This window comes from Streptomyces sp. NPDC053069, assembly GCF_044546895.1.
Lineage (GTDB): Bacteria > Actinomycetota > Actinomycetes > Streptomycetales > Streptomycetaceae > Streptomyces.
Map to the genome: position 1 here is coordinate 284,045 of NZ_JBITZN010000010.1, position 17,418 is coordinate 301,462.

The following is a 17,418-nucleotide window of genomic DNA, read 5'->3' on the forward strand; positions in this document are numbered from 1 at the left end:
CCATGGACAACCCGAGGCGCCCCGGCCAAACCGGCGGAGCCACTCGTTTGGGTCGATGTCAGACCAAGGACCTAGTCTGTGCACCGTGACTTCGCCTGCATCGACGGACAGCGTTCCGCCCCAGCTCAGCGCGGGGCCGCGCCCGGCACCGGGCCCGGCCGCCGACGAGGGGCTGGCGCGTCGGCTGCGCGCGCTCGCCTGCACCGCGCCGCTGCACGACCTCGACGCACGCAAGGCCAATCTGGCCGGTGAGTACGGGGTGTACGGCATGGCCGAGGTGGCCCTCGCCGCCATCGACCTGGTCACGCTCAACATGGACTTCGACACCGGCGCCGACCACGAGCAGATCGTGGCCCGGCTCGTCCCGCGCATCGCCGCGCAGGCCCCGCAGCGGCCGGCCGCCGAGCACGAGCGCGTGGCCCGCTGGGTCCTGGAGAACCTGATCAACGTCGGCAGCGTCGACCGTGGCTTCCGCGCCGTGTACGGGACCTTCGCCCCGGACGGCACGTACGTCCGCAGGGACTACGACTTCAAGCTGATCGAGGAGGTCCCCGGCCCCGGCGGCACGGTCTATCTGCGCACCACCGACGAGGCGGTCAACGTCCTCGTCGGCGCCCTCGACACCGACGTCACCAGCGCCCAGATCGCCGCCGAGGTCAAGCTGGAGGTGCTGATCAACCGCGGTCGGCTCGCCGACGCCCAGCTCGCCGCCGAACAGGCCCGTTACCGCACGGTGCAGTATTCGGAGACCCTGCGCCGGGCCCTGGACGCCACCCGGCGCAACGTCCGCGCGGTCGACTGGCTGGTCGCCGTGCCCGACATGATCGCCGAGGCCCTCGACCACGTGGCCGACCGCTACCGCCACGAGAACGCGATCCTCACCAACATCCGCAAGGCCCGTGACGAGACCGAGGAGCCCGAGCACAAGCGCCGCGCCGCCGAGCTGGTCGACATCGTCAAGGACTGCATCCGGCGGCACACCCAGCTCCAGTCCCGGCTGCTGGAGGCGGGCCCGCTGTTCCGCGCCGAGCAGGACCGGCAGGCCTTCGCCACCCCCGCGACGACCTCCGGAATAGACCTGTACGGCCATCTCGTCGCGCCCGTCCTGCCGTTGCCCCTGGAGCAGGCGATCCGGGTCACCGACGCGTTCTTCGCCAACGGCACGGGCCTGCGGACACCCGTGTCCGTGCGGGTGGCCGATCTCGTCGACATCCTGCTGACGCCGCCCGTCGAGCGGGAGCACCTCGGCGCGGAGATGCCCGAACCCGACCTGATCGCCACGCCGGACGACAGCCGGTTCAGCGAGGAACAGCTGGCCGCGGCGATGGAGCTGCTGGATCTGCCGGCCGACGCGCCGAGGAGACTGTCGGGTCTGCTGGCCGAGGCCCGCCGGACCGGCGACCCCGATCTTGCCTACCTGGTGGCCCTGCTGGCGGTCCACGCGGCGAGTCCGGCCGTGGGCACGGCGTATCGGCAGGGTGAGGAGAAGCTGCTGTTCGCCGTGGACGACGGCACCGAGCTGGACGATCCGGAGTTCGGCGGGGCCGACCTCATCGTCGGGACCGCCCTGCTGGACGCGGCCGGGATGGCCGCGGACCGGACGGAAGCAGCATGAGTCAACAACAGCGCGACAAGGAGCCCCAACCGTGAGCGAGCACGTCGAGTGGAGTGAGGCGGAGTCGTCGGCACCGTCGGCGCCCGCCGCCGTCACCCCCGCCGACGCCGCCGACGCGGCGCGGCTCGTCGCCTTCGGGCTGCAGCCCAAGCTGCAGCCCGCGCGGGACCAGGAGTACACGGAACTGCTGCGCCGGTACCGCGACGACCCGGCGTTCGCGCGGCTCGCCGACGCCGTCGCCGCCGGTCTGGGGCTCGTCGTGCTGGAGGTGTCCCCGCGCGCGGGGATGGCCGTGACGGCCGCCGAGGACTCGGTGTTCGCCGTCCGCATGGGCGACTACGCGCGTCGCACCACCGCCGACTCCGGCGACCGCTTCCTGCACGGCCTCGCCCATCTCGCCGCCGCCGCACTGGCCTTCCCGCGCCCGGAGGACCTGGCCGACGACTCCTACATCGGCCGCGTCACCGTCAACGGCGTCGACGCCTTCGTACGGCAGGCCTGCCGGCGTCTGGAGGAGCGGGCCGAGGAACTGGGCGAGAACACCGACCCGGTGACCGACGCGCCCGGACTGGAGGCCGCCTGGCGGATCTGGGCCAGACGCAGCGCCACCGGTGCCACCAAGGACGCCCGCCGGCCCGCCGCCTCCACCACCGGCATCGTGGCCAAGGCCCTCGCCTTCCTCACCGACTCGGGCTTCCTGCAGCGCACCGGCGACGACAGCGGCGGCACCTACCGCACCACGGCCCGCTACCAGCTCCAGGTCCGCGACCTGGCCGGCAGCGCGGCCATGGCCGAACTGCTCGAACTGGGCGTCGTACCGGTGACCGACGGCACGGCCAGCCTGCTGCCCGCCGAGGACACCGAGGACCTGGAACTGGTGGCCGACGCCGGACTGCCGTTCCACTCCTGAACCTCCAGAACCACCGCACGTTTTCCGAAGACTTACGACGAGAGTCCGCCATGTACGAGCTGTCCCGGGTCCGCCTCTACTCCATCGGTCCCGCCGGTGCGCGCTACGCCGACACCGTGCTTGACCTGCGGGGCGTCGGCGAGCCCGTGCCCGACCCGGCGCCCACGCAGGCGGAGTTCTTCGAGGAGGAGCCGGCCGGCCCGCCGCGCCGGCCCGCGCCCGCGGGCGTGCTCTTCCTGGAGAACGGCGGCGGCAAGTCCGTGCTGCTCAAGCTGATCTTCTCGGTGATGCTGCCCGGCCACCGCAACACGCTCGGCGGCGCCAGCTCCGGTGTGCTGCGCAAGTTCCTGCTCGCCGACGACTGCGGCCACGTGGCGCTGGAGTGGCAGCACGTGCAGACCGGCGAATGCGTCGTCGTCGGCAAGGTCAGCGAATGGCGCGGACGGCAGGTGTCCAACGACCCGCGCAAGTTCGCCGAGGCCTGGTACTCGTTCCGGCCCGGCCCGGGGCTCAGCCTGGACAACCTGCCCGTCGCCGAGTCCACCGCCGTACGGCCCCGCGTCGAGGGCACCTCGGGCGCCCAGGGACGCCGCCGGACCATGAAGGGCTTCCGTGACGCCCTCATGGAGGCCGGCAAGGCATATCCGCACCTGGAGGTGCACTGGGAGGAGATCCACGACCGCTGGATCGAGCACCTCGGCGACCTCGGCCTCGACCCCGAACTCTTCCGCTACCAGCGGGAGATGAACGCCGACGAGGGCGAGGCGGCCGGTCTCTTCGCGGTCAAGAAGGACTCCGACTTCACGGACCTGCTGCTGCGCGCCGTCACCGACACCCGGGACACCGACGGCCTCGCCGACCTCGTCAGCGGGTTCGGCAACAAGCTGGGCCGGCGCGCCGAGCTGATCGCCGAACGGGACTTCACCGCCGGGTCGGTCGACCTGCTCGGGCGGATCGTCGAGGCCGCCGACGCCCGCTCACGCGCGCGTGACGTGCACGCCGGCGCCGAGCGCCGTACCCGTACGCTCGCCCGGCGGCTGTCCGCCCGGGCCGTGCAGGAGCGGGTGCGGGCCGCCGACCTCGCGCAGCGGGTCACGGCCGCCGCGTACGCCGTCACGCACTCCGAGGGTGCCCGCGAGCGCAGCGCCCTGATCGCCGCCGAACTCGCCTACCGGCACGCCTCCCTGGCGCTGGCCGCCGCCGAGAAGTCCGCCGCCGCGCAGAAGCGCGAACTGGCCGACGCGCGCACCCTGCACTCCGCCTGGCAGGCCGCCGAGGCCGTGCTGCGCCACCGGGCCGCCGCCGACCGCGTCGCGCGCGTGTCCGCCGCGATCCAGGAGGCCGAGCGGGACGCCGCGCCCGCGCTCGCCGCCCGTGCCAAGGCCGCCGTGGACCTCGTACGGGCCCTGCACGCGGCCGCCGAGAACGCCGAGGCCCTGGCGAACGAGGGGGAGGAGCGCTCCACCGCCCTTCAGGAGGCCGGCGACTCCGCCTACCGTGACTCCACCACCGCCGCGACCGAGGCACAGCGCGCCCGCAGCGAGGCCGGGCATCTGCGTCAGCGCCTCGCCGAGGTCGAGCAGGAGACCGCCGAGGCCGTGCGCGCCGGCTGGCTCGACGACAGCGCCCCGGACGCCGACCCGGCCCGCGCCGCACTCGCCGCCAGCGACGCCGAGAAGGCCGCCGTCGCCGCCTGGGACGCGGCCCGCGAGGCCGCCCGCAAGGTCACCGAGCACGCGCGCGAGGCGGCCTCCGCCGAGTCCCGCGCGGAGCTGACCGCGGCCCGCGCCGCGGATGCCGCGACGGCGGCCGAGCGCGCCTACGAGGCCGAGCGGCGCCTCGCCGAGTCCCTGGCCGCCGAGGAGCGGCTCGCGGAGCTGCTGAGCCTGCCGGGCGCGACCGCGGCCGGGCACGCCGCAGTGCCCGGGCCCCGGTCCGGGGCCGACGACGCACCGGGCACCCCGGGCGGCGCGCGCAACGGCGCGACCGACGAGGGCCCTGCGGGCGGGCCACACGGTGCCGGAGAGCCGGCGGGACCGGGCCTGAACGGCACCCTTCGCCCGGCCGCCGAAGGCCCCCTCACCCCGGAGGAACTCGACCGTTTCGCCGACGAGTTGCGCGAGCTTCTCGACGACGCCGTGGCGACCGCCGAACGGCACCTGTTCGAGCTGCGCACCGCCGCCGCCGACGACTCCCGCATCCTCGGCGCACTCGGCGACGGCGGACTGCTGCCGCCCGGCCCGGACGTGCTGGCCACGGTGGAGTTCCTCGGCGAGCACGGCATCCCGGCACTGCCCGGCTGGCGCTATCTGGCCCAGGCCGTCGACCCCGTCGACCACGCGCGCGTGCTCGCCGCCAGGCCGGAACTGGTCGACGGTGTGATCATCACCGACCCGGACACCCACGCGCGTGCCCGCGAGGCGCTCGCGGACGCCGCTCTGCTGCCGCGCTCCGCCGTCGCCGTCGGCACGGCCGCAGCCCTGCTCGCCCCGCCCCCTGCCGACAGCGCCGCTCCCGGTGACGTCTTCCTCGTGCCGCCGAACCCGGCCATGCACGACGAGCACGCCGCCGACGAGGAACGCCAGGCGCTGCGCGCGCGGGCCACCGAGCGCGACGAGGAGATCCGCGCCCTCGCCGCCCGGCTCGGCAAGGACCGTGAACTGGCCGCACGGCTCGCCTCCTGGCGCACCGGCTGCCCCGCCGGACGCCTCACCGAACTGGCCCGGACCGCCGAGGAGGCCCGTGCGTTCGCCGCGGAGTCCGAGGCCGAGCTGGCCGAGGCGCGCACCCTGCGCGCGGAGGCCGACCAGGCCGCCGCCGAGGCCGTGCAGGTCCGTGACGAGCGGCAGGAGGCCGCGCAGAAGGCCCGCCGCGCCGCCGACGCCCTCGCCGGACTGGCCCACCGGCTCCGCGAGAGCGCCGGCTGGCAGGTGAAACTGCGCGAACTCGCCGACGAGGCCGCCGAGTCCGAGGCCCGTGCCCAGGCCTTCCTGGAGCGGGCCCGCGCCGCCGACGAGGACCGCCGCGCCGCCCAGCGCGCCGCCGACGACGCCCGCCGCACCGCGCGCGCCCTGCGCGCCGAGCGCTCCGAGATCGCCGGCGCCCCCGACGACGTACCGGTCGAGGACGCGGACGCCCCCAAGGCGTCCCTGCCCGCCCTCCGCGAGGCCTACCGGGCCGCCTCCCAGGTGTACGAGAAGGTCGGCGTCGGGGCCGACCTGCGCGCCGAGCAGGCCCGCGCGGAGAGCGACGAGAGCGCCGCCCGCGCCGAACTGGACCGGCTCAGCAACAAGGTCCGCACCCGCGCCGAGCAGCTGCTCCAGTCGCCCGACGGCTCCGACGGCCCCTCCCGGCAGGCCGCCGCCGCCCGCGCGGAGGAGCTGGTGCAGCTCCTGGAGACCCGCATGTCCAGCGCGAGCGAGCAGCTCGGCCGGCTGCGCGGCGAGGCCGAACGGCACGCCCCCGAGGACGGCGAGGCGCACACCGAGCTGCCCGACGAACTGGTCCCGCGCGACGCCGAGCACGCCCAGGCGCTGCTGCGCACCGCGACGGGCGAACTCGCCGCCCGTACCGAGTCGCTGGCCGGGGCCCGCGAGGCGCACGCCGAGCTGCTGGAGGCCCACCGGGCCGCCGAGGACGCGGCCGGCGGCTTCGACGAGATCGCCGCGATGCTCCGCGACCTGCTGCGCGAGCATGTCGCCGAGGAGGAGCAGGAGGAGCCCGAGCCGTACCCGGGCAGCCTGGAGGAGGCCCGGCACTCCGCGGCCGAGGCCCGCCGCTCGCTGCGCGGCTGCGCCGCCGACCTGTCCGCCGCCGAGGCGGCCGTGCGCGAGGCGAGCGACGTGCTGGTCCGGCACGCCAACTCCACGCGCTACGAGCAGGTCCGCACCCCCGCCCGGCAGCAGATCCGCGAGCTGCCCGCCTCCGCGCTGCCCGAGCACGCGCAGAAGTGGGCCGACGCCTTCGCGCCCCGGCTGCGTGTGCTGACCGACGAGTTGGCGCAGCTGGAGCGCAACCGCGACTCGATCGTGGACCGTCTGCGGGGCCTGGTGGAGTCCGCCCTCGCGACTCTGCGCTCCGCCCAGCGGCTCTCCCGCCTCCCGGAAGGCCTCGGCGAGTGGTCCGGACAGGAGTTCCTGCGCATCCGCTTCGAGGAGCCCGACCAGGCCACACTCACCGAACGGCTCGGCGAGGTGATCGACGACGCCACCCGCGCGGCCGTGAAGAAGAACTCCGACCTGCGCCGCGACGGCATGTCCCTGCTGCTGCGCGGCGTCGCGGCGGCGCTGCAGCCCAAGGGCGTGGCCGTCGAGATCCTCAAGCCGGACGCCGTACTGCGCGCCGAACGGGTGCCCGTCGGGCAGATGGGCGACGTGTTCTCGGGCGGCCAGCTGCTCACGGCGGCCATCGCGCTGTACTGCACGATGGCCGCGCTGCGCTCGAACGACCGGGGAAGGGACAAGCACCGGCACGCCGGCACCCTGTTCCTCGACAACCCCATCGGCCGCGCCAACGCCACCTACCTGCTGGAGCTGCAGCGGGCCGTGTCGGACGCGCTCGGTGTGCAGCTGCTGTACACCACCGGCCTGTTCGACACGACCGCGCTGGCCGAGTTCCCGCTGGTCATCCGCCTGCGCAACGACGCCGACCTGAGGGCGGGCCTGAAGTACATCAGCGTGGAGGAACACCTCCGGCCCGGGTTGCCGCAGCAGCCCCGGGCCGGAGAAGCGGTGCACAGTGAGATCACGGCGACCCGGATGTTCAAGAAGCCGGTGTAGCCGTCAGCGGTCCTCCTTGATCAGATCCGAGCACTTCTCGCCGATCATCATCGTCGTGATGCACGGGTTGACCGCGATCAGGTCCGGCATCACCGACCCGTCGGCGACCCGCAGCCCCTCGACCCCCTTGACCCGCAGCCGCGCGTCGAGCGGGGCCGAGGGGTCGCCGTCGGCGCCCATCTTCACCGTGCAGGACGGGTGGTAGACGGTGTTGTGCGTCTTGTGGATGTAGTCCAGCAGCTCGTCGTCCGTCCGGACGTCCGGCCCGGGCGCCAGCTCCGCACCCGCCCAGCCGCTCAGCGCCGGCTGCGCGGCGATACGGCGCGCCAGCCTCAGCCCGTACGTCATCACCCGCACATCGTGCTCGTGCGTGAAGTACCGCGGGTCCACCTTCGGCTTGTCCCGGTAGTCCCGGGTGCGCAGCCGTACCGTGCCGCGCGACTTCGCCTTGGTCACGTTGGGCGTCAGGCAGAACGCGTTCTCCGAGGTGGGGTAGCCCCAGCGCGCGGTGTTCATGTCGAACGGCACCGAGCCGTAGTGGAACATCAGGTCGGGCCGGTCCAGGCCCGGCTCGGTGTCGTAGAAGATGCCCGCCTCCCACCACTGGCTCGACGTGGCCGGCATGGACTGCTCGGCCTCCCACATGATCACGCCCTCGGGGTGGTCCTGGAGGTTCTCGCCGACGCCGGGGGAGTCCACGACGACGTCCACGCCGACCTCCCGCAGATGCCCGGCCGGGCCGATGCCGGACAGCATCAGCAGCTTCGGCGAGTCGATCGAGCCGCACGAGACGATCACCTCGCGCCGGGCCCTTACCGTGCGGGTGTGCACCAGGTCCGGATCCAGGTACTCGGCGCCCACGCACCGCCGGCCCTCCAGCACCAGCTTCTTGGCGCGTACCCCGGTACGGATGTCCAGATTCGGACGCTTGCCCATGACCGGGTGCAGATAGGCCACCGAGGACGACTGGCGGACGTTGTTCTCGTCGGAGTTGATCTGGAACCAGTTGGCCCCGCGCACCACCGTCTTCCCGGTGTTGAACGGAACGGTGGGTATCCCCGCCTGTGCGCACGCCTCCAGCAGGGCCGCGCCGCAGGGGTCGCCGCCCTTCAGGGTGCGCACCTTCACCGGGCCGGTACGGCCGTGGTGGTCGCCGGGGGCGTCGTTGTTCTCCAGCCGCCGGTACAGCGGGAACAGGTCGGCCGCGCTCCAGCCCGTACAGCCCTGGGCCGCCCAGTCGTCCAGGTCCTGTGCCGGCGCCCAGAAGGCGATACAGGAGTTGTGCGACGAACAGCCGCCCAGCACCTTCGCCCGCGCGTGCCGCATAAAACTGTTGCCGGTGGCCTGCGGTTCGACCGGGTAGTCCCAGTCGTAGCCGGACTCCAGCAGGCCCATCCAGCGCTCCAGCTTGAGGACGTCGTCGTCGCCGACGTCGCTCGGCCCCGCCTCCAGCACGCACACCGTCACGGACGGGTCCTCGGAGAGCCGCGCCGCCACCACATTGCCCGCCGTGCCGCCGCCGACCACCACGTAGTCGAACTCGTCGATGCTCATTTGACCTCCTTGCCGGCCGGAACCCGGCCGGCATCAGTCGTTGTCGGTCGTAATCGGTGGGTGTGGGGCGGCGTCAGTCGGCCGCCGGGGCGGTGAGGGGAGCCGAGGCGGTGGACGCCGCCTCCAGGCGGTGCTCGGCGAGCACGCCGGTGCGGTGACGCTGGACGAACCAGTAGTAGGCGAAGCCGCCTCCCGCGATGACCGCGACGAACAGCACCGCGCCCCAGCGCAGATACCAGTGGTACGGCGCGCCGGCGTTGTAGACCGCGGCGCGCGGCCAGATCAGGTTGACCGTCATGGCCGCGCCCCACACGACCGCGACGATGTTGACCAGCAGCCCCCAGCGGCCCAGCGAGAACCGGCCCCCGCCCGCCGGCTGCCACTTCCCGCGCAGCCGGGCCACCAGCATCGGCCCGGTGACGCCCAGGTACGCGAGGTAGATCATGATGATGCCGATGCTGGTGACGACCGTGAAGATCTGCGGCTGGCGGATGTTGACCACGAGGATCGCCAGCGCCAGCACACCGATGATCACGGCCGGCAGGACCGGGGTCTGGAAGCGCGGGCTGACCCGGGCCAGCAGCGAGGACGCGGGCAGGTTGTTGTCCCGTGCCATGGCGAACGCCAGCCGGATCGCCGCCGTGTGCACGGCCAGCGCGCACACCGTGACCGCGATCAGCACGCACCACAGCATCGCCTTGCCGGCCGTCGGACCGAGCACGTCGAGCACGATGTACTGCAGGCCGTCCGTGGACAGCTTGTCGCCCTTGAGGCTGGAGACGCTCATCAGCGCCAGCAGCAGGACCAGTCCGCCCAGGACGAAGGAGGCGACGATCGCGCGGATGATGGCGCGCGGGGCGTTCCGGGACGGGTCCAGGGACTCCTCGCCGAGCGAGGCGGCGGTGTCGAAGCCGTACATGACGTACGCCGAGGCAAGCGAGGCCACCAGGAAGGCACCGAGGTAACCCGTCGAGTAACCCGATCCCATGTGGTTCGTCTGCATGACGACCTGAGGGCCACGGGTGATGTGGACGGCGAACAAGATGATCAATACAACGGTGGCGATCAACTCGATGAAGACCCCCGCCGTGTTGATCGTGGCCATCAACTTGACGCCGAAAGCATTGATCAGGGTGGTGAACAGGATCAACACGGCGGCCAGGACGACCGCGTTCGTCGCCACGTCGTACTTGCCGGTGCCGTCCCCGACGAACTGGAACGCGGACGAGATCTGCGGCAGCGTCAACTGGTAGGCCAGCGCGACCGCGGAGATGGACACGATGGACGCGATCAACATCATCCACCCGGCCAGCCAGCCGAGATGTGAATTGCCGATCTTCTTCGACCAGTTGTAGACCGAGCCGGCCACCGGGTAGCGGGCGGCGAGTTCGGCGAAGCACAGGGCGACCATGAACTGGCCGACGAACACCATCGGCCACGACCACCAGTAGGCCGGGCCGCCGCTGCCGTAGCCGAAGTAGAACAGCTGGAAGGTGCCCGTCAGGATCGAGATGTAGCTGATCCCGGCGGCGAAGGTGTGGAAGTTGCCGAGCGTGCGCTTGAGCTCGGGTTTGTAGCCGAACTCCGCGAGTTCGGCGTCGTCGTGGTGGTGGGGGCCTGGCGATTGCTCGGTGGTCGTCATGAGCGGACTCCTCTGGCTGTCAGTCGAACCAGCCCTGCGGTGCCGGCGCGGTGGTGCGCCAGATGTGTTTCGTCTCGCGGTACTCGGCGAGCCCCGCCGGTCCGAGTTCACGTCCGAACCCGGACTGCTTGTAACCACCCCATTCGGCCTGCGGCACATACGGGTGGTAGTCGTTGATCCAGACCGTGCCGAGGCGCAGTCCCGCCGCGACCCGGGCCGCCCTGGCCCCGTCGCCGGTCCAGACGGCGCCCGCCAGGCCGTAGATCGTGTCGTTGGCGAGCCGCACGGCCTCCTCTTCGGTGGCGAACCGCTCTACGGTCAGCACCGGCCCGAAGGACTCCTCCCGGACCACGGACATGGCGCTCGTGCACCCGTCCAGGACGGTCGGAAGGTAGTAGAAGCCGTCGTCGTGTCCGGGGCCGGAGGGCCGGGCCCCGCCGCAGCGCAGCACCGCGCCCTCCTCGATGCCCTTGGCCACATAGGCCTCGACCTTCGCCCGGTGGGCCGCCGAGATCAGCGGCCCGGTCTGCGCCCGCTCGTCGAACGGGCCGCCCAGCCGGATCAGCCGGGCCCGGCGTACGACCTCGTCCACGAACCGGTCGTGCAGCGCGTCCTCGACCAGCAGCCGGGCCCCGGCCGAGCACACCTGCCCGGAGTGCAGGAACACGGCGGTCAGCGCCATGTCGACCGCCGCGTCGAAGTCGGCGTCCGCGAAGACGATGTTGGGGTTCTTGCCGCCGAGTTCGAGCGCGACCTTCTTCACCGTCCCGGCGGCGGCTGCCATCAGCCGGCGGCCGGTCTGCAGACCGCCGGTGAACGACACCAGGTCGACGTCCGGATGCTCGGCGAGCGGGGCGCCCGCCTCCGGACCGGCGCCCAGCACCAGGTTGGCCGCGCCCGTCGGCAGCCCCGCCTCCGCCAGCAGCCGCACCAGGCCGATCGCGGTGTGCGGGGTCAGCTCGCTCGGCTTCAGCACGAAGGTGTTGCCCGCCGCGAGGGCCGGCGCGACCTTCCACGCGGTCTGCAGCAGCGGATAGTTCCAGGGCGTGATCAGCGCGCAGACGCCGACCGGTTCGTACACCACCCGGCTGTCCACGTCCTCCCGCCCGGTGTCCACGACCCGCCCCGTCTCGGTCGCGGCCAGCCGCCCGAAGTAGCGGAAACAGCTGACGACATCGTCCACGTCGTACGCGCTCTCCACCAGCCGCTTGCCCGTGTCCAGGGACTCGGCGCGGGCGAGGGCGTCCTTGTCGCGCACGAGCAGGTCCGCGACCCGCAGCAGCAGGTCGCCGCGCTCCTGGGCGGGCGTACGCGGCCAGGGACCGGTGTCGAAGGCGCGCCGGGCCGCCCCGATCGCCTCCACGGTGTCCTTGCCGCCGGCCTCGTCCACGACCCCGACCAGGGAGCCGTCGGCGGGGCAGCGGATCTCCCGGGTGCGCTCGTCCAGGGCGCTGCGCCACTCGCCGTCGATGAAGAGATCAGGCACGGTCGTCTCCCAGCCGGCTCAGCAGCCACTCGTGGAAGATCCCGAGGTGGTGCTCGTTCGGGACCAGCACCCCGCCCCCGCGGTACGCGCGCGAGGACATCGCCGGCTGGGTGCGCTCGCACGCCTCGAAGTCCTGCACGTTGACCCGGTGGAACAGCTCCACGGACTTCGACACGTCCGCGCCCGAGGCCACCACCTCCGGCGCGTACAGCCAGTCGCACTCCACGACCGTGCGGTCCTCGGCGAGCGGGAACATGCGGTGCAGGATGACGTGGTCGGGGACGAGGTTGACGAACACGGTCGGCTTGATGGTGATGGCGTAGTAGCGGCGGTCCTGGTCGGCACCGACGTCGGGGAGCTTGGCGAAGCCCTCGCTGCCGTCGACCGTGAACCCCTTGATCTGCTCGCCGAACTCCGCGCCGTGCCCGACGTAGTACTGGGCGGCGTACCCGTCGGCGAACTCCGGGAGCACCTCGGTGAGTTCGGGGTGGATCGTCGCGCAGTGGTAGCACTCCATGAAGTTCTCGACGATCAGCTTCCAGTTGGCCTTCACGTCGTAGGTGATGCGCTTGCCGAGGGCCAGCTGCTCGGTGCCGTAGTGCTCGATGGCTGCGGCGTCGCCGAGCCGTTCCACGGCCGCGTACATCACGGTGTCCTCGAAGGAGGGCGGTTCGTCGGCGAGGCACACCCAGGCGTAGCCGAGCCATTCGCGCAGGGCCACCTTGATCAACCCGTACGCGACTCGGTCAATGTCCGGCATCTTGATCAAGTTGGGTGCGGCGATCAACTTGCCGTCAAGGTCGTACGTCCATGCGTGGTAGGGGCACTGCAGAGTGCGGCGCACCTCGCCGGACTCCTCCATGCACAGCCGGGCGCCCCGGTGCCGGCACACGTTCAGGAAGGCGCGCAGCTCACCCGTACGCGTGCGGGTGATGATGACGTTCTCGCGGCCCACCTGGACCGTGCGGAAGGCACCCGGCTTGTCCAGGTCGGCGCTGCGGACCGCGCAGAACCACAGGGACTCGAAGAGGTTCTCCTGTTCCTGCCGGAAGACGTCCGGGTCGGTGTAGTAGCGGCCCGGAAGCGTCGCGATGAGGCTCGGAGAGATCGGGGTCGTCGTCACGGACGTCTCCTAACGGCGGATGCGGGTCATCTTCGGGTCGAAGAGCGGCTCGTCGGCGACGGTGGCCGGGACTTTCTCGCCGAAGTACTCGATGTGCACGCCGGTGCCGTCGGCGAGGCCGGCCGGGAGCCAGGCGTAGGCGACGCAGCGGCCCAGCGTGTAGCCGTACGACGCGCTGGTCACGTAGCCGGCCGGGGCGCCGTCGACGAAGACCGGCTCCTTGCCGAGCACCACGGCTGCCGGGTCGTCGAGGAGGAGCGGGGTGAGCCGGCGGGAGGGCTCTGCGGCCCGCTCCAGTGCCGCCTTGCCGACGAAGTCCTCCTTGTCCATGCGGACCGCGAAGCCGACGCCCGCCTCGAACGGATCGTGCTCGTCGGTCATGTCGGTGCCCCAGGCGCGGTATCCCTTCTCCAGGCGCAGGGAGTTGAAGGCGGACCGCCCGGCCGCGATCACGCCGTGCTCCCGGCCGGCCTCCCACAGCGTGTCCCAGAGCCGGAGGCCCAGGTCGGCCGTGGTGTACAGCTCCCAGCCCAGCTCACCGACGTAGCTCAGGCGCATCGCCGTCACCGGCACGTGCCCGAGGTAGGTCTGCTTGGCCCGGAAGTAGCCGAAACCCTCGTGCGAGAAGTCGTCCCGGGTGAGTGGCTGGACCAGGTCGCGGGCGAGCGGCCCCCACACCCCGATGCAGCAGGTGCCGGAGGTGATGTCCCTGATCTGGACGTCGTCGGGCGCGTGCCTCACCAGCCAGTCGAGGTCGGCGGGGGAGTTGGCCCCCACCTGGAAGCGGTCGGGGGCGAGACGGGCGACGGTGAGGTCCGAGCGGATGCCTCCCATCTCGTCCAGGAGCAGGGTGTAGGTGACCGCGCCGGGCTTCTTGCGGAGGTTGTTGCTGGTCATGCGGTCCAGAAAGGCGAGCGCGCCGGGGCCGGTCACCTCCAGGCGGCGCAGCGGGGTCATGTCGTACAGGGCGACGCTCTCGCGGGTCGCCTTCGCCTCGGCGGCGGCGATCGGGGACCAGTAGCGGGCCGACCAGCTGTCGCGCTCCGGGAGGTCGCCGAGCGCGTCCACGAGCGGGGCGTTCGCCTCGTACCAGTGCGGACGTTCCCAGCCGGTGCCCTCCAGGAAGAAGGCGCCGAGTTGCTGCTGACGGGCGTAGAAGGGGCTCACGCGCAGCGGCCGGGGCTGTTCCATCGGCTGGAGAGGATGCAGGACGTCGTACACCTCGACGAACTGCTGTGAACCGCGCTCACGGACGTACGACGGTGAACGCTGCGCCTCCTCGAACCGTGTGAGGTCGCACTCGTGCACGTCGACGGAGGGCCGCCCGTCGACCATCCACTCGGCCACCGCCTTCGCCACCCCGGCGGAGTGTGTCACCCAGACCGCCTCGGCCAGCCAGAAGCCCCTCAGCTGCCGGGCTTCTCCGAGAACCGGCATGCCGTCCGGGGTGAAGGAGAAGACGCCGTTGAAGCCGGTCTCGATCTCCGTCTCGCGCAGCGCGGGCAGCAGCCGCCGGCAGTCCTCCCAGCTCGGCGCCCAGTCGTCCTCCGTGAACGGGTACGAGGACGGCATCTCCAGGTCCTGCGCGCGGGCCTCGTCGTACGCCGGCACGGCGAACGGGTCCACCGGCAGCGGCCGATGCGCGTACGAGCCGATGCCGATGCGGTCCGTGTGCTCGCGGAAGTACAGATCCCGGTCCTGGAAACGGAGGATCGGCTTCGAGGCCTCGGCCGTGGCGCCGCCCAGCCCGGGCAGCGGCTTGGTCCTGGCGTACTGGTGCGCGAGCGGCTGCAGCGGTACGTCGATGCCGGCCAGGCGGCCGATGACCGGCCCCCAGAATCCGGCCGCGGAGACGACATGGTCGGCGGGGAAGGTGCCCCGGTCGGTGACCACGGCCGTGACGCGGCCGTCCGCCTGCTCGATGCCGGTGACCGTGTGACGGTCCAGGAAGTGGGCGCCGCGCGCGGTGGCCCGGTCCATCTGGGCACGGGCCGCGAGCAGGGCCCGGGCCAGACCGTCGTCGGGCGTGTGGAATCCGCCGAGGACGACCGACTCGTCCAGCAGCGGCCACAGTTCCTTGCAACGGGCGGTGCTCACGACCTCGCCGCGGATGCCCCAGGAGGCGGCGAAACCGGCCCTGCGGTGCAGGTCGGCCAGGCGCTCGGGGGTCGTCGCGAGCTCCAGGCCGCCGACCTGCTGGAAGCACGAGACGCCGTCGACCTGGAGGGAACAGAACTTCTCGACGGTGTACTTGGCGAACTCCGCGAGGGTCTTCGAAGGGCTGGTCCGGAAGACCAGTCCGGGCGCGTGGGAGGTGGAACCGCCCGGGGCGGGCAGCGGGCCCTGTTCGAGGACGGTGACGTCGGTCCAGCCGCGGGCCGTCAGCTCGTCGGCGAGGGAGCAGCCGACGATACCGGCGCCGATGACGACGACGCGGGGACCCTGGGACCGGTGTTCGGGGGTGCTGGACATGCCCCTCCTTGTGGTGGCGGGGATGGCAGGTGCGGGGGAGTCGCTCAGGCGGCAGGGACGTTCGGCCGCTCGGCGGCGATCGTCGTGTCCTGGCCGTGGCCGGTGTGGACGACGGTTCCGCCCGGCAGGGTGAGCAGCCGGGCGCGGATGGACGCCTCGATCGTGGGGCGGTCCGAGTAGGAGCGGCCGGTGGCGCCGGGACCGCCGTGGAAGAGGGTGTCGCCGGTGAAGACGGCGTCGAGGAAGGGCGCGTACAGGCAGCAGCTGCCCCAGGTGTGGCCGGGGGTGTGGATGACCTGGAGTTCGATCCCGGCGACCGTGAGGACGCGGCCGTCGGTCAGCTCGCCGTCCGGCTTGCGGGCGGGATGGGTGCGGGACCACAGTTCGTGGTCGTCCGGGTGGAGCAGGACGGGCGCTCCGGTACGGGTGGAGAGCGCGGCCGCGGCGTCGATGTGGTCGTCGTGGGCATGGGTGCAGACGACGGCGCTGACCCGGCGGCCCGCCGTCGCGCGGTGGATCGCCTCGGCGTCGTGCGCGGCGTCCACGATCAGCACCTCCTCGTCGTCACCGACCAGCCAGACGTTGTTCTCGACCTCGAAGGTGTCGCCGTCGAGGCTGAAGGTGCCGTGTGTGACGACACGTTCGACACGTACGGCGCCCTTCACAGCACCACCACCGAGCGCAGCACCTCGCCCCGGTGCATCTTGCCGAACGCCTCCTCCACCTGGTCCAGGGAGATGGTCTCGGACACGAACGCGTTCAGGTCGAGCAGGCCGTACAGGTACTGGTCGATCAGGAACGGGAAGTCCCGGCTGGGCAGACAGTCGCCGTACCAGGAGGACTTGATCGCGCCGCCGCGCGAGAAGACGTCGATCAGCGGGAGTTCCACCTTCATCTCCGGAGAGGGCACCCCGACCTGGACCAGCAGACCGGCGTGGTCGCGCATGTAGAAGGCCTGTTTGAAGGTCTCGGGGCGGCCGACCGCGTCGATGGCGATGTCCACGCCGTGACCGTCGGTGAGGGCGCGGACCGCCTCGATCGGGTCGGTGCCCTGGGAGTTGACGGTGTGGGTGGCGCCGAACTTCTCCGCCTGGTCGAGCTTCTTGTCGTCGATGTCCACGGCGATGACCTTCATCGCGCCGTTCAGGCAGGCGCCCGCGATGGCCGCGTTGCCGACGCCGCCGCAGCCGATGACGGCGACCGAGTCACCGCGCCCGACCTTGCCGGTGTTGACCGCGGCGCCGTAACCGGCCATGACTCCGCAGCCGATGAGCCCGGCCGCCTCGGGACGCGCCGCGGGGTCGATCTTCACCGCCTGACCGGCCGCGACCAGCGTCTTCTCGGCGAACGCGCCGATGCCGAGGGCGTTGCTGAGCGGTGTGCCGTCCAACAGGGTCATCGGCTGGGCGGCGTTGCGCGAGTCGAAGCAGTACCAGGGCCGTCCGCGGCGACACGAACGGCAGCTGCCGCAGGGCGCCCGCCAGGCCAGCACCACATAGTCACCGGGCTGCAGGTCGGTGACGCCCGCGCCGACCGCCTCGATCGTGCCGGCCGCCTCATGGCCCAGCAGGAACGGGAAGTCGTCGTTGATCGCGCCCTCGCGGTAGTGGAGGTCCGTGTGGCACACCCCGCAGGCCTGCACCTTCACCAGGACCTCACCGGGCCCCGGATCGGGCACCACGATCGTCCGCACCTCCACGGGTGCGCCCTTCTTCACAGCGACTACGGCACGGACCTCGTGTGGCACGACAAGCTCCTCTGCTGTTGCGCATTGCACGATGGGTTGCGCGATGGGGAACATATTGAGAACGGCGTCACACGGCCGTCAAGGGGTGCGC

At 72.2% G+C, this 17,418-nt stretch carries 10 protein-coding genes; 3 read left to right on the plus strand and 7 right to left on the minus strand.

Annotated features, from left to right (window positions below; genetic code table 11):
• The first annotated feature begins 85 nt into the window (after positions 1 to 85).
• Genes ACIGXP_RS24570 through ACIGXP_RS24580 form a run of 3 tightly spaced genes read left to right on the plus strand, consistent with a single transcriptional unit; the run spans position 86 to position 7,303 of the window.
• The gene (locus ACIGXP_RS24570) at positions 86 to 1,615 is read left to right on the plus strand and encodes a hypothetical protein (protein ID WP_363218636.1); all 1,530 of its coding nucleotides are present in this window, start codon (positions 86 to 88) and stop codon (positions 1,613 to 1,615) included.
• Positions 1,616 to 1,646: 31 nt separating this feature from the next.
• On the plus strand, positions 1,647 to 2,525 hold the full coding sequence (locus ACIGXP_RS24575; RefSeq protein ID WP_363218635.1) for a hypothetical protein: 879 nt from the start codon (positions 1,647 to 1,649) through the stop codon (positions 2,523 to 2,525).
• 50 nt (positions 2,526 to 2,575) lie between these two features.
• Positions 2,576 to 7,303: a hypothetical protein gene (locus tag ACIGXP_RS24580; protein ID WP_399771505.1), complete on the plus strand. Its 4,728-nt coding sequence runs from the start codon at positions 2,576 to 2,578 to the stop codon at positions 7,301 to 7,303.
• A 3-nt stretch (positions 7,304 to 7,306) separates the two neighbouring features.
• On the opposite strand, the gene ACIGXP_RS24585 is transcribed toward ACIGXP_RS24580, so the two are convergent.
• The 7 genes from ACIGXP_RS24585 to ACIGXP_RS24615 form a co-directional block, all read right to left on the minus strand.
• The gene (locus tag ACIGXP_RS24585; RefSeq protein WP_399771507.1) at positions 7,307 to 8,857 is read right to left on the minus strand and encodes a GMC family oxidoreductase; all 1,551 of its coding nucleotides are present in this window, start codon (positions 8,855 to 8,857) and stop codon (positions 7,307 to 7,309) included.
• 73 nt (positions 8,858 to 8,930) lie between these two features.
• On the minus strand, positions 8,931 to 10,499 hold the full coding sequence (locus ACIGXP_RS24590; RefSeq protein ID WP_399771510.1) for an APC family permease: 1,569 nt from the start codon (positions 10,497 to 10,499) through the stop codon (positions 8,931 to 8,933).
• Positions 10,500 to 10,518: 19 nt separating this feature from the next.
• Positions 10,519 to 11,985, minus strand: coding sequence for an aldehyde dehydrogenase family protein (locus ACIGXP_RS24595; RefSeq protein ID WP_399771513.1), 1,467 nt, complete (start codon positions 11,983 to 11,985; stop codon positions 10,519 to 10,521).
• Positions 11,978 to 13,108, minus strand: coding sequence for an aromatic ring-hydroxylating dioxygenase subunit alpha (locus tag ACIGXP_RS24600; RefSeq protein WP_399771515.1), 1,131 nt, complete (start codon positions 13,106 to 13,108; stop codon positions 11,978 to 11,980). Before ACIGXP_RS24600 ends, ACIGXP_RS24595 begins: the two co-directional genes overlap by 8 nt.
• Positions 13,109 to 13,117: 9 nt before the next feature.
• Positions 13,118 to 15,580, minus strand: a complete 2,463-nt coding sequence (locus ACIGXP_RS24605; RefSeq protein ID WP_399771517.1) for an FAD-dependent oxidoreductase — start codon at positions 15,578 to 15,580, stop codon at positions 13,118 to 13,120.
• Positions 15,581 to 15,624: 44 nt separating this feature from the next.
• Entirely contained in the window at positions 15,625 to 16,245 is a 621-nt protein-coding gene (locus ACIGXP_RS24610) for an MBL fold metallo-hydrolase (RefSeq protein ID WP_399771519.1), read from the minus strand.
• Positions 16,242 to 17,327 carry an S-(hydroxymethyl)mycothiol dehydrogenase gene (locus ACIGXP_RS24615; RefSeq protein WP_399771521.1) on the minus strand — a complete coding sequence of 362 codons (1,086 nt, stop codon included), beginning with the start codon at positions 17,325 to 17,327 and terminating at the stop codon, positions 16,242 to 16,244. Before ACIGXP_RS24615 ends, ACIGXP_RS24610 begins: the two co-directional genes overlap by 4 nt.
• Positions 17,328 to 17,418: the final 91 nt, after the last annotated feature.